Origin of the sequence: Yinghuangia seranimata (genome assembly GCF_029953285.1) — a bacterium.
In the GTDB taxonomy this organism is placed as follows: domain Bacteria; phylum Actinomycetota; class Actinomycetes; order Streptomycetales; family Streptomycetaceae; genus Yinghuangia; species Yinghuangia seranimata.
The window spans coordinates 1-12,325 of the sequence record NZ_JASAOI010000014.1 but is presented as its reverse complement, the minus strand read 5'-3'; the positions used below and the strand labels follow the sequence as shown (position 1 = coordinate 12,325).

The following is a 12,325-nucleotide window of genomic DNA, read 5'->3' as shown; positions in this document are numbered from 1 at the left end:
AATGAGTGACCACCGGGCGAATCGCGACACACGCGACGTGTCGGCCGAGATTCAGGCCGGCGTCCGGGTTCGCGAAGCGCGGCGGTGGTGCTCCCCCATCGGCTCGACAAGGGAACCGGTGGGCCTTCACGGTCAGTCACCTGTTTTGGGAGCCAGATGTCCAGCGACTACGCCAAGCAGCTCGGGGCGAAACTCCGCGCCATCCGTACCCAGCAGGGGCTGTCCCTGCACGGTGTGGAGGAGAAGTCCCAGGGGCGCTGGAAGGCCGTCGTCGTCGGGTCGTACGAGCGCGGCGACCGCGCCGTCACGGTGCAGCGTCTCGCCGAGCTCGCCGACTTCTACGGTGTTCCGGTCCAGGAGCTGCTGCCCGGCGGCACGCCGAACGGCGCCGCCGAGCCGCCGCCGCGCCTCGTCCTCGACCTCGAGCGCCTCGCGCAGGTCCCGTCCGACAAGGCCGGGCCGCTGCAGCGCTACGCCGCCACGATCCAGAGCCAGCGCGGCGACTACAACGGCAAGGTGCTGTCGATCCGCCAGGACGACCTGCGCACGCTCGCCGTCATCTACGACCAGTCGCCCAGCGTGCTCACCGAGCAGCTGATCAGCTGGGGGGTCCTCAACCCTGAGGCCCGCCGCGCGGTCGACACGACTCCGGGCGCCTGCGGCCCCGGACCTGACACAGCGTCACATCCACGGCGGGGCCGGGAGGTTCACGAACCTCCCGGCCCCGCCGTCGTCATGTCCGCAGGGCGGTACGCGCTGTCCGCGTCAGGCCTCGGCCGCGGCTTTCGCCTCGTCGTAGCGCTGCTGGGCGGCCAGGACGCCGGCCATGTTGGCCTCGACGAACTCCACCAGGCCGGAGAGCCGCTCCACGACACCGCTGCCGAACTCGGTCAGCCGGTACTCGACGTTGGGCGGTATGGCCTGCTTGACCTCGCGGACCACCAGGCCGTCGCGCTCGAGCGCGTGCAGCGCCTGGGCCAGCATCTTCTCGCTGATGCCGTCGACGCGGCGCCGCAGCGCGTTGAAGCGCATGTCGCCGTCGGCGAGCGCGACGAGCACCAGCCCGCCCCAGCGGCCGGTCACGTGCTCCATCGTCGGGCGCGAGGGGCAGCCGCGGGCGAACACGTCGAAGACGACGTCCTCCAGGCCGTCGTCCGGCGCGCCGTCGGGGCCCGCCGCCGGGGACCGGCCGGCGTTCGTCTCGGTCGATTCGGTGTTCATGGCGTCCACGGTACCTCCACTGCACTGCGATCACGAGAGCACTCACCCCAGGATTGCACTTTCCAAAAGTTAGTGCCATGCTCCTCGAAAGCACCGGCCACGTCAGGGGTCGGCGCGGGCGCGGCCACGCGTCACCCCTACGCACCACCGAGGAGAACCCGTGATCGTCGTCACCGGAGCCACCGGACGCCTGGGCCGCCAGACCGTCGAGAGCCTGCTCGCCCGAGGCGTCGCCGCCGCCGACATCGCCGTCGCCGTCCGCGACACCGCCAAGGCCGCCGACCTCGCCGCGCTCGGCGTCCAGGTACGCGAGGGCGACTACGACCGCCCCGAGACGCTCGCCGCCGCGTTCGCCGGCGCCGACCCGCTGGTCCTGGTCTCCGCCAACGCGCCCGACAACGACCTGCGCATCGCGCAGCACGCCGCCGCCGTGGCCGCCGCCGCCGAGGCGGGCGTGGGCCGGATCGTCTACACCTCGATCGTCGAGGCCGACACCAACCCGATCGCGCTGGCGAAGGTGCACAGCACCACCGAGGACGCCATCCGCGCGACCGGCCTGCCGTTCACGTTCCTGCGCAACGGCTGGTACTTCGAGAACTACACCGCCAACCTCCCCGGCGCCCTGGAGCACGGCGGCCAGGTCGGCACCGCGGGCGAGGGCCGCATCGCCGCCGCCGCGATCGCCGACTACGCGGACGCCGCCGCGGTCGTCGCGAGCACCGACGGCCACGCCGGCGCGGTGTACGAGCTGACCGGCGACGCCTCCTGGTCGCTCACCGAGCTGGCCGCCGAGGTCGCCAAGCAGACCGGCACCGAGTTCGGCTACACCGACCTGCCCGCCGAGGCGTTCGCCGACATCCTCACCGGCGCGGGCCTCCCGGCCGGCCTGGTCGACCTCCTCGTCGACGCCGAGACGCACACCCGCGCCGGCGCGCTCGGCCTGATCACCTCCGACCTGCGCACCCTCATCGGCCGCCCCACCACCGTGCTGTCCCAGGCCGTCGCCGAGGCCCTCAAGGGCTGACACGCCGCGCCGCAACCGCCGAGGGCGGGCCGCCCCGAATCCCGGGACGGCCCGCCCTCCGCGTTCCCTCCCCCGGCCCAACGAGCTGGCGGCCCCGCCCGGGGTGGCGCAAGGTGGGTTCAGGAGGCACTGCCATGGACAAGATGCGAGCCCGCCACACCCCGAGCGCCGACCCGCACAAGCCCGCGGGCGTCGAATGGCACGTCGTGCACGACGACAAGGCGGTCGCCCTGTGCGGGGTGAACGTCGAGGGCGGCTCCGAACGCCCCATCGCCGACTGGGCCACCGTCACCGACCCCCGCTGCCGCCACTGCGGCGACGCCTACTCCAACGAGGCCTAGGGCTCCAACGAGGCCTGGTGCCTGTCCGAGGGGCTTGCCGGGGCCGCGCCGCCCGGCACAGCACGCCGGGCCCTGCGGCCCTCCTTCGGCCTGACAGCCCTCCTCGCTCGCCGCGCTCGCTCCGCGGCGTTGCGTAGGAGGGCTGTCGAGCACGCCCAGCGCCGACAAGATCCCCCGGACAGGCCCGCGCCGCCCGACGCGCGTCCCGGTCAGGCCTGGTGGGCGATCTCGCCGCCGACCACGACGACGTCGCACACCGTGCCGGGGATGTCCTCCGGGGCGGCCGCCATCACGTCCCGCGACAGCACCACGAAGTCCGCGAGCTTTCCCACCGTCAGCGAACCGCGCTCGTGCTCGAGGAAGTTCGCGTACGCCGAACCCATCGTGTAGCCGTGCACCGCGGTCTCCACGTCGACCGTCTCCGCGGGCATCCACGCCTCACCGCCGGCCAGCGGCTTGCGGGTGAGCGCGGTGTAGATGCCGACCATCGGGTCCATCTCGGCGACGTTCCAGTCGCTCGAGAACGCGAGCACCGCGCCCGCGTCGCGCAGCGACCGCATCGGCCACGCCTTGTGCCAGCGCTCCTCGCCGACGTTCTCCGCCCAGTCCTGGCCCGGTCCGGCGATCTCCGGCGCGCAGTGCCGCGGCTGCATGCACGCGACCACGCCCAGCTCGCGGAACCGCGAAACGTCGTCGGGGTCGAGGCACTCGACGTGCACGACCTGGTGCCGGGCGTCGCGCGGCCCGTTCTCGGCGCGGGCGTGCTCGACGGCGTCCAGCACCGTGCGGATGCCGCGGTCGCCGGTGGCGTGCACGAAGCACTGGAAGCCGCGCGCGTCCAGCTTCGCCAGCAGCCCCGCGAACTCCTCGGCCGGGTAGAACGTGTCGCCGCGGTGGTGCGCGCAGCCGCGGTACGGCTCCAGCAGCGCCGCGGTGCGCGGCTCGACGACGTCGTCGATGTACAGCTTGAGCGGGCCCACGCGGAACCGGTCGTCGTCGAACTCCTTCGCCGCCGCGGCGAACTCGTCCAGGTCGGCGTCGGTGGTACCGCGGGGGTGGAACAGCGCCGCGACGATCCGTGAGCGCAGCCGGCCCTCGGCGCGGGCGCGGGTGAACAGCGCCAGGTCGTCGAGGGAGTTCTGCGGCTCGACGACGGTGGTGATGCCGAAGCGGATCGCGTCGTCGAGGCTGCGCGCCAGCCGGCCGTACTGCCGGTCGTCGCTCGCCCACGGCACGCCGAGCGCCTTGAGCGCGCGGTGCCCGTCGCGGGACAGCCCGCGCACCGCGAAGTCCTTGACGAAGCCGGTCGGTTCGCCGGTGGCCTCGTCCTTGTGCACGCGGCCGAACGGGAGGACGTCGCTGTCGCGGGTGATGCCGAGCAGGCGCAGCGCGGCGGTGTTGAGCCACGCGGTGTGCACGTCGTAGGAGAACACGATCGCGGGGACGTCGCCGGTGACCGGGTCCAGGTCGGCGGCGGTGGGCATGCGGCCGCCGGGGATCGCCGAGTAGTCGAACGCCTCGGCCTCGATCCAGGCGGCGTCGGGGTTCGCGGTGTGCCACGCGCGGATGCGGGCGTGGATCTCGTCGAGCGTGCGCGCGCCCGCGAGCTGGACGCACGCGGCGTCGGAGCCGAGCCGCACGTGGTTGTGCGCGTCGACGAAGCCGGGCAGCACGCGCCGGCCCTCGCCGTCGAGGACGACGGTGTCCGGGCCGGTCCACGCCGCCGCGTCGGCGTCCGCGCCGAGCCACGCGATCCGGCCGCCGACCACCGCCAGGGCCTCGGCGGCGGGCAGGTCGGGGTCGACGGTGTGGATCAGCGCGTTGCGCAGGACGAGGTCGGCGGGAGCGGGGCGGGACACGGGTCCTCCAAAGGGGTGGTACGGGTGAAGCGGGTGGAGCGGATACGGCTGCGCGTTACGGGCCCGGGGCCGGCGAACCGACGGGGGCGGTCCTCCGGCCCCGGGCGTCTCGGGTCAGGCGCCGTGCCGGAACTGCGGTTCGCGGCGGGCGAGCGCCCAGTACGCGAGCCCGGCGACGACCGCGCCGAGCAGCGTGAAGTCGCCGCCGAGCGGGGCGACGAGCGGCCCGGTCCACAGCGCGGACTCGGCGCACAGCGCGGCCACCGCGATGCCGGAGGCGAGCGCCGCCATGCCCGGCAGGTGGAAGCCTCGGTGGTACCAGTAGGCGCCGCCGGACATGTTGTGCAGCGCGTCCGCGTCGTAGCGGCACCGGCGCATGAGGGTGTCGGCGATGAACACGCCGCCCCACGGCGCGAACACGACCAGCAGCACGGACAGGAAGCTGGTCAGCGACTCGGTGAAGTCGAACCAGAACAGCGTCGCGAGCGAGCCCGCGGCGATGAACGCGGTGCTGACCCAGATGCCGCGCGCCCGCGACCACGGGATGCCCAGCACCTGGAGGTTCAGGCTCGAGGAGTACAGCGTGATGATCGAGTTGGTGACCGACCCGCCGACCACCAGGAACAGGAACAGCGTCTGGAACCAGCCCGGCAGCAGCGAGGCGAAGCCCTCCACGGGGTCGGTCATGTCGGCCTGGGTGGCGGCCGCGACGCCGACGACGCCGAGCAGGACCGAGGAGAGCATGCCGCCGAGCGCGCCGCTCCAGGTGATGGAGCGCAGCGTGGTGGTGCGCGGCAGGTAGCGGGTGTAGTCGGACGGCATCGGCAGGTAGGAGACGGGGCCGGCGATCATGACGACGAGGGCGAGCGTCCAGGCGTGGAACGTGCCGCCCTCGACGGGCCCCGGGTCGTAGCCGGTCACGACGTCGGGCAGGACGAGGACGAGGACGACCGCGAAGCCGGCGGCCAGCACGTACGCCGCCCACTTCTCGGCGGCCTGCACGGTGGCGTGTCCCCACATGGCGACGACGAAGGTCAGCGCCAGGGTGACGGCGAGCGCGAGGGCGAGCGCGGGGTCGCCGCCGTCCCAGCCCAGATCGGCGAACAGCGCTTCGAGGGCGAAGGTGCCGACCACGGTGTTGAGGATGATGTACCCGATGCCGACCACCCAGTTGAGCAGTCCGGCGGGGAAGTTGCCGAGCACCCCGAAGGTGGCGCGGGAGATGACCAGCGTCGCCGTGCCGGTGCGGATGCCGGCCAGGCCGAGCGCGCTGACCACGAAGAACGCCAGGCCGCCGAGCACGACGACCGCGGTCGCGGCCCAGAAGGACAGGCCGAAGGCGACCGCGAGGGTGCCGTTGATGACGTAGGTGAAGGTCAGGTTCGAGCCGAACCACAGCCAGAACAGGTCCTTGGCGCCGCCGTGCCGTTCGGCGTCGGGGATGGGGTCGATGCCGTGCGTCTCGACCTGGAACAGCTCGTCCGAGCCGGGCGCGGCCGCGACGGGGGTGGCGGGCGTGGCCGCGGCGTGCACGGGGGTCTGGGTCACCGTGCCTCCCCTCATGGGTGGTGGAATGGGCGCTGAAGTTTGAATGACGCTCAAGAAACTTGAACGACAATCAAGGTCCAGGGCGAGGCCACGCGGTGTCAAGGGTTCGCCGGGAACGAGAGAGAAACTTGACCAGTGTTCAAAGTCACCGCGGCACCGGATAGGGTCGGGCCCGGACACGGCGGGAGAGACGGGAGACCGGTGGCAACACGGCGGCGCGACGGGCAGCTCGCCCGGGACCGCATGCTCGAGGAGGCCGTCACGGCGATCGCCGAGAACGGCCTGGCCGGCCTCACCATGGCGGGCCTCGCCGAACGCCTCGGCACCAGCGGCGGCCACATCCTGTACTACTTCGGCAGCAAGGACCAGCTGCTGCTCGCCGCGCTGCGGTGGAGCGAGGACAAGCTCGCCGAGGAACGCACCGCCGTGCTCGCGCGCCGCGTCCAACCCCCGCGCAAACTCGACCTGTTCCTCGACCTCTACCTGCCCGTGGGCGCGCGGGACCCCCGCTGGATGCTGTGGATCGAACTGTGGGCCCGCACCGCCGGGAACGACGAACTGCGCAGCGCCCAGGAGGAGATCGACGCCGGCTGGCAGCGCGACCTGGCCGCGATCCTCGCCGACGGCACCGCGCGCGGCGCCTTCACCGTCGACGAACTCGACGCCGACACCTCGGAGTTGCTCGCCCTGCTGGAAGGGCTCAGCACGCGGGTCGTGCTCGGCCTCGCCGGCGCCACGCGCGCCGACGCGCTGACCGCGGCCAGGCGGGCCGCGGCGCGGCTGACCGGTACCCGCTGACCGACGCACGCCGACCCGACGCGGGCCGCGCGTGCGGGCCGCCCCGCGCCCGGCGTCAGGCGTCAGGCGTCAGGCGTCAGGCGTCAGGCGTCAGGCGTCAGGCGTCAGGCGTCAGGCGTCAGCCCGACTCGCGCACCACCACGCGCGGGTGCACCACCATGCGGTCGCGGTGCTTGTACGGCTTGCCCGCCATCAGCGACGTCAGGGCGTCCGCCGCACCGCCGCCCATCGTGCGCGTGTGCATCGCGACACTCGTCAGCCGCGGCCACACCAGGTCGCAGAACGGCAGGTCGTCCGCACCGACGACGGCCATGTCCCCCGGCACCGTCCAGCCGCACTCACGCAGCGCCGAGATGATCATCAGGGCGAAGTCGTCGTTCCCCGCGAACACCGCGGTCGGCGGCTCGGTCTCCTGCTGCCAGCCGCGCACCACCCGCAGGATGTCCTCGCGCACGTACCCGACGTCCACCCGGCGCATCACGCAGCCGGCCGCCTCGGCCGCCGCCTTCGCGCCCTCCCACCGCTCCTGGCCCAGACCCGCCAGCGGGCCCGACGGCACCAGGCACGCCAGCCGGCGGTGGCCGCGGGATATCAGGTGCCGCACCGCCTGGGCGCCGGTGTCGCGGTTGTCGAAGATCGCCGTCGGCACGCCCGGGTGCTCCTCACGGCCCCACGCGAAGATCGCCCGCACGCCTGCGCGGCGCAGCACCTCCACGCCGCCGTCGGTCAGCCGCGCGGACTCCGCCATCACGGCCAGCGGGCGCAGCGCCGCCCACGAACGCGCCGCGTCCACGCCGCGCGCGTACCGGTCGCCGTGGATCAGCAGGTTCAGGTCCTGGCGGCGCAGCGCCTCGGTGAACTCGTCGATGAACTGCTCGAGCAGCTGGCCCATCGGCTGCAGCGGCAGCGGGAAGAGCACCACGTCGCTGTTGCCGGAGCGCAGCGAACGGGCCGGCGCGCTGGGGGCGTAGCCCAGCTCCCGCACCGCCTTCAGCACGCGCTCGCGGGTCTCGGCGCTCACCCGGGCACCGGGCGGCGAGTTGAGGACGTACGACACGGTCGACCGCGAGACCCCCGCGGCCCGGGCGACGTCGGCACTGGTCGGCGGCTTGGCCCCGGACTCGGACATGCTCATGGCCGACACCCCTCCCCACGCGGCCGCGCGCGGCCGCCTCCCGGTGCGTCGATCGGGGTCGGACGGAACCCCACGGCGAGCACCCCCGTAGCTGTCGTGCCCGCACGTGCGGGCACACCAACCGACCACGACCTGGCGACGTGATCTTGGGCACGCATCGCATGCCGAGCAAACCTTACTGGTCAGTCCGTTAAATCTGGGCCTCGTCGGACGACGAATTCGACGGATCGTCAGATTGCCTTACCGCCGGCCGGGATCAGTCCTCGTCCGACGCCCAGCCGCTGCCCAGCCAGCCCGACTCGATCAGGCCGGCCATCGCGCGCCACGCCTCGTCGATGGCGGCGGCCAGCTCGCTGGTGTGCATCGCGCCGCGCTCGGTCCACTCGTCCATCGCCACCCGCACGACGGCGTTGAAGCAGCTGACGGTGAGCGCGGGCCGCAGGTCGGTGTGCGGGTCGACGCCCTGGCGGCGGGCGATCTCCGCGGCCATCAGGCGCTCGGTCTCCATCGCGTGCCGCAGGGTCGCGGCCATCAGCGTCGGATTGGCCTCGATGAGGCGCCGGGTGCGCACGTACGCCTCGGACGAGCCCCGCTTGGGGTCGCCCTCCAGCGCGGCCATGATCGCGCGCGTGGCCTGGCGCAGCGCGACGACGGGCGGCTCGGCGGACGGGCGCTCCGCGAGGGCGCCCACCAGCGAGCGCTCGACCTCGTTGGAGCGCGCGAGGGCGACCTCCTCCTTGCCCGCGAAGTAACGGAAGAAGGTACGGCGGGACACGTCGACCGCGGCGACGATCTCGTCGATCGTCGTCGCGTCGTAGCCCTTGCGCCAGAACAGCTCCAGGGCGGCGTCGATGAGCGCCTCGCGGGTGCGCTCCTTCTTGCGCTCGCGCAGCCCCGCGGGAGCGGTCGCGAGGCCGCCGGTGCCCGCGGTGGTGCCGCTGGTTCTGGATGCGCCGTGGTCCACGATCAGGCTCCCTTTCCATCTTTGGGCGCGAGTATGCCACCTGCCATCGAGTGCAACTTGGCTCACATTGCCATCTGTCACTCAGTGCCATTAGCCTACGAGAGGCAGAACCCGCCGGACAACACCCACGCACCACCACCCCACGGGGGAACACCCATGCCGAACACCGACACGCTCGAACGCGGCCGGCGACAGCCGCACTCCCCCTCTCCCGACTCCGCCGCGTCCCACAAGGGCCTGCGCGGCCACCCCTGGCTCACCCTCATCGCCGTCGCGCTCGGCGTCATGATGGTGTCCCTCGACGGCACCGTCGTCGCGATAGCCAACCCGTCGATCGCCGAGGACCTCGGCGCCTCGATGTCCGACCTCCAGTGGGTCACCAACGGCTACCTGCTCGCCCTCGCCGTCTTCCTCATCCCCGCCGGAAAGCTCGGCGACCGCTACGGCCACCGCACGATCTTCCTCACCGGCGCCGTCGGGTTCGCCCTCACCTCGGTCGCCATCGGCGTCGCCGGCAACATCACCGCGCTCATCGCCCTGCGCGTCTTCCAGGGCGTCTTCGGCGCCATGCTCCAGCCCACCGCGCTCGGCCTGCTGCGCTCCAGCTTCCCCGGCGACAAGCTCAACATGGCGATCGGCATCTGGGCCGCGGCCATCTCCTCCGCGTCCGCCGCCGGACCCATCGTCGGCGGCCTGCTCGTCGAGAACGTCGGCTGGGAGTCGGTCTTCTTCATCAACGCCCCCGTCGGCCTCATCGCCGTCGCCGTCGGCCTCGCCGTCCTCGCCGACACCCGCGAACCCGGCCTGACCGGACGCATCGACCTGCCCGGCGTCGCCCTGCTCTCCGGCGCGATGTTCAGCCTCGTCTGGGGCGTCATCAAGTCCGGCGACCACGGCTGGACCAGCGCCTACACGATCGGCTTCCTCGCCGCCGCCGTCGTCCTGCTCGTGCTGTTCGCCCTGTGGCAGGGCCGCGCCTCCGAACCGCTCATGCCGCTCGCGCTGTTCCGCAACCGCAGCTTCTCGGCCGGCATCGGGCTCATGCTCGTGATGGCGTTCGCCATGTTCGGCGCGCTGTTCTTCCTCACCTTCTACCTGATCGGCGTCGGCGGGCTCTCGCCCGTCGAGGCGGGCGTCCGCATGCTCCCGCTGACGCTGATGATGATGCTCAGCTCCGGGCTCGCCGGCGCGCTGGTGAGCAAGCTCGGCCCGCGCGTCCCGATCATCGGCGGGCTCGCCGTCTCCGCCGCCGCGATGTTCTGGATGGGCCAGCTCGGCAGCGACGCCTCGCTCGGCGCCACCGCGCCCGTGTTCGCGCTGCTCGGCCTCGGACTCAGCCCGATCATGGTGGCCGCCACCGACGTCATCGTCGGCAACGCCCCCGTCGCCCTCGCGGGCGTCGCGTCCGGCATCCAGCAGGCCGCGATGCAGGTCGGCGGCGCGCTCGGCACCGCGATCCTCGGCGCCGTCATGTCCGCCAAGGTCGCCTCCTCACTGCCCGGCCACTGGGCCGCCGAAGGCCTCGGCCCGTTGTCGTCCGGCGACGCCGACAAGATGAAGAGCGCCGTCGCACAGGGCTTCCCGCCCGTGGACGCCAAGACCCCCGTCGAGGCCGTCCCCCACATCACCGACGCCGCGCACGCCTCCTTCCTGGACGGCATGCACCTGGCGTTCACCCTCAGCGGCATCGCGCTGGTGTGCGCGATCGTGCTGGCACTGCTCGTCCGGGCAGGCGAACACCGCGATGGCTCGGTGTCCGTACACGTCTGACCCGGCGTACGGGGGAAACCCGGGGCGACCCGGAACAGGAGGGGCCGACTGGTGAAGCAGTCGGCCCCTCCGGCCGTGCGGGGACAGATAGACAGGTACTCTGACCGCGTGCAAAAGGACGCGGTTGCCGGGGCCCACCCCGGGTCGGAACTCGTGACACTGCTCGTCGGCGCCGTGCGCGGCATCAGCCAGGTCTTCTCCGACCGCATGACCGCCGCCGGATTCGACGACGTGCGCCCCACCCACGGCTTCGCGCTCACCCTCGTCGGCGAGCACGGCACCACCGCCACCGAACTGGGCCGCCGCCTCGGCATGACCAAGCAGTCCGCCGGCGAGGTCGTCACCCACCTCGCCCGCCAGGGCTACGTCGAACGCCGCCCCGACCCCGAGGACCGCCGCGCCCGCCGCATCACCCTCACCCAGCGCGGCGCCGACTGCGTCGAGATCATCTGGGCCGAACTCGCCGACATCCAGGGCGCGTGGTCCGAGGCCGTCGGCGCCGACGGCCTCGACGAACTCACCACCGGCCTGCGCAAAGGCCTGCGCACCCTCCGCGACGGCGGACAGATCCCGGAGGGGCTGCGCCAGGCGTGGTGGTGGTACGCCTGACCCGGACCTCCGGGTCGGGGCCTGTTACGCGCGCGTCGCCAGCATGACGACGCCGAACACCGACACCAGCGTCGCCGCGGCCCCGACCGCCACGATCAACCGGCCGCCGTGCACCGGAGCGCCCGCCCGCAGCGCCCGCTCGACCCGCTCCGCGCGCACCAGACCCGCCAGGTAGACCAGCAGCGACAACGCGATCACCAGCGCCCCGGGCAGCAGCCACGGCCAGGCGTCGCGCTCGTGGCCCGCGTGCAGCAGCAGGCCGCCGTTCGCCGCGAACGCCAGCGCCGTACGCGACCACGCCAGCCGCGTCCGCTCCTGCTGCAGCCCGGGATCGCGCGGCGCGGTCGTCAACGCCGGCTCACAGCGCCAGGAACACGACGCTCAGCGTGATGGCCACGGCGACCCCCGCCGAGATCACCAGCGGCATCGGCGTCGACGGCAACGGGTCCCCCAACCGCATCGCCCGCTCGACCCGGAACCACCGCCGGTACGACGACACCGCCAGCACCAGCGACAGCCCCACCAGGATGAACCCGAGCGCCAGCCTGTGCGGCCGCGACCCCAGGTCCGACGCGAACTGCACCACCGCCACCCCACCCGCCACCAGCGACAACGCGGTACGGATCCACGCCAGGAACGTCCGCTCGTTGGCGAGCGTGAACCGGTAGTCGGGCTCGTCACCGATCTCACGCAGACGGGGGCGGCGGCGATCGGCGGTCATGGTCACGATTGTGCCGCGTGCCTCACCAACCCGCCGTCCCGGGGCCCAGCACAGCCCACGACCAGGGGCCTCAAGAACAGTCGTGGACGACGTCCTGATGAGTAGCGGCCGAAAATCCACCGAAGCAGCACGGGCCGGAATGGGCCTTGGAGACCGACCAGTGCGTGCGGCAATCGGCTCACCTCGCCCGTGAGCCGCCAATACCGATCCAGGGTCGATCGACCAGCGGATGACAAGGATGAGGGCGGCAAGCCTGCCGCGTCGGCCCTTTGCCGCAAACCCCCAGTAACAACCCGCGGGGTACATAGGCTGACCGCCGCGCGCGACAGCGCGCG

At 72.8% G+C, this 12,325-nt stretch carries 12 protein-coding genes and 1 pseudogene; 6 read left to right on the top strand and 7 right to left on the bottom strand.

What is annotated here, in order from left to right; all coding sequences use genetic code 11:
• Nucleotides 1–156: 156 nt before the first annotated feature.
• A pseudogene (gene bldD, locus QI554_RS09710) lies at nucleotides 157–639 on the top strand (transcriptional regulator BldD); the annotation flags it as partial.
• Nucleotides 640–765: 126 nt separating this feature from the next.
• Here the strand turns inward: bldD and QI554_RS09705 are convergent.
• Nucleotides 766–1,221, bottom strand: a complete 456-nt coding sequence (locus QI554_RS09705; protein ID WP_281468132.1) for a winged helix-turn-helix transcriptional regulator — start codon at nucleotides 1,219–1,221, stop codon at nucleotides 766–768.
• A 160-nt stretch (nucleotides 1,222–1,381) separates the two neighbouring features.
• On the opposite strand from QI554_RS09705, the gene QI554_RS09700 reads away from it, so the two are divergent.
• Together QI554_RS09700 and QI554_RS09695 are read left to right on the top strand one after the other, a co-directional pair.
• The gene (locus tag QI554_RS09700) at nucleotides 1,382–2,245 is read left to right on the top strand and encodes an NmrA family NAD(P)-binding protein (protein WP_281468130.1); all 864 of its coding nucleotides are present in this window, start codon (nucleotides 1,382–1,384) and stop codon (nucleotides 2,243–2,245) included.
• 134 nt (nucleotides 2,246–2,379) lie between these two features.
• A complete protein-coding gene (locus QI554_RS09695) occupies nucleotides 2,380–2,586 on the top strand; it encodes a hypothetical protein (RefSeq protein WP_281468750.1) in 207 nt (68 codons plus the stop codon).
• 209 nt (nucleotides 2,587–2,795) lie between these two features.
• Here QI554_RS09695 and QI554_RS09690 read toward each other — a convergent pair whose 3' ends face one another.
• Entirely contained in the window at nucleotides 2,796–4,445 is a 1,650-nt protein-coding gene (locus tag QI554_RS09690) for an amidohydrolase (protein ID WP_281468128.1), read from the bottom strand.
• Nucleotides 4,446–4,559: 114 nt separating this feature from the next.
• Nucleotides 4,560–5,993 (bottom strand): purine-cytosine permease family protein, encoded by a 1,434-nt coding sequence (locus tag QI554_RS09685; RefSeq protein ID WP_425527947.1) that lies wholly within the window; start codon nucleotides 5,991–5,993, stop codon nucleotides 4,560–4,562.
• A 243-nt stretch (nucleotides 5,994–6,236) separates the two neighbouring features.
• Between QI554_RS09685 and QI554_RS09680 the strand changes: the two genes are divergently transcribed.
• Complete coding sequence (locus tag QI554_RS09680) at nucleotides 6,237–6,791, top strand: TetR/AcrR family transcriptional regulator (RefSeq protein ID WP_281468692.1); 555 nt, start codon at nucleotides 6,237–6,239, stop codon at nucleotides 6,789–6,791.
• Between the two features lie 118 nt (nucleotides 6,792–6,909).
• On the opposite strand, the gene QI554_RS09675 is transcribed toward QI554_RS09680, so the two are convergent.
• A complete protein-coding gene (locus QI554_RS09675; RefSeq protein WP_281468126.1) occupies nucleotides 6,910–7,926 on the bottom strand; it encodes a LacI family DNA-binding transcriptional regulator in 1,017 nt (338 codons plus the stop codon).
• Between the two features lie 256 nt (nucleotides 7,927–8,182).
• Nucleotides 8,183–8,890, bottom strand: a complete 708-nt coding sequence (locus tag QI554_RS09670) for a TetR family transcriptional regulator (RefSeq protein ID WP_281468125.1) — start codon at nucleotides 8,888–8,890, stop codon at nucleotides 8,183–8,185.
• 156 nt (nucleotides 8,891–9,046) lie between these two features.
• On the opposite strand from QI554_RS09670, the gene QI554_RS09665 reads away from it, so the two are divergent.
• Together QI554_RS09665 and QI554_RS09660 are read left to right on the top strand one after the other, a co-directional pair.
• Nucleotides 9,047–10,660, top strand: coding sequence for an MFS transporter (locus QI554_RS09665; RefSeq protein WP_281468123.1), 1,614 nt, complete (start codon nucleotides 9,047–9,049; stop codon nucleotides 10,658–10,660).
• A gap of 108 nt (nucleotides 10,661–10,768) precedes the next feature.
• On the top strand, nucleotides 10,769–11,269 hold the full coding sequence (locus QI554_RS09660) for a MarR family winged helix-turn-helix transcriptional regulator (RefSeq protein WP_281468121.1): 501 nt from the start codon (nucleotides 10,769–10,771) through the stop codon (nucleotides 11,267–11,269).
• 24 nt (nucleotides 11,270–11,293) lie between these two features.
• Here QI554_RS09660 and QI554_RS09655 read toward each other — a convergent pair whose 3' ends face one another.
• Together QI554_RS09655 and QI554_RS09650 are read right to left on the bottom strand one after the other, a co-directional pair.
• Nucleotides 11,294–11,620, bottom strand: coding sequence for a DUF202 domain-containing protein (locus QI554_RS09655; RefSeq protein ID WP_281468119.1), 327 nt, complete (start codon nucleotides 11,618–11,620; stop codon nucleotides 11,294–11,296).
• A gap of 7 nt (nucleotides 11,621–11,627) precedes the next feature.
• Nucleotides 11,628–11,990 (bottom strand): YidH family protein, encoded by a 363-nt coding sequence (locus QI554_RS09650; protein ID WP_281468117.1) that lies wholly within the window; start codon nucleotides 11,988–11,990, stop codon nucleotides 11,628–11,630.
• Nucleotides 11,991–12,325 lie beyond the last annotated feature (335 nt).

Bases quoted from the DNA above. Each gene is read 5' to 3' on its own strand.
- QI554_RS09705 (WP_281468132.1), bottom strand. From the start codon at position 1,221: ATGAACACCGAATCGACCGAGACGAACGCCGGCCGGTCCCCGGCGGCG.
- QI554_RS09695 (WP_281468750.1), top strand. From the start codon at position 2,380: ATGGACAAGATGCGAGCCCGCCACACCCCGAGCGCCGACCCGCACAAG.
- QI554_RS09680 (WP_281468692.1), top strand. From the start codon at position 6,237: ATGCTCGAGGAGGCCGTCACGGCGATCGCCGAGAACGGCCTGGCCGGC.
- QI554_RS09675 (WP_281468126.1), bottom strand. From the start codon at position 7,926: ATGAGCATGTCCGAGTCCGGGGCCAAGCCGCCGACCAGTGCCGACGTC.
- QI554_RS09665 (WP_281468123.1), top strand. From the start codon at position 9,047: ATGCCGAACACCGACACGCTCGAACGCGGCCGGCGACAGCCGCACTCC.
- QI554_RS09650 (WP_281468117.1), bottom strand. From the start codon at position 11,990: ATGACCGCCGATCGCCGCCGCCCCCGTCTGCGTGAGATCGGTGACGAG.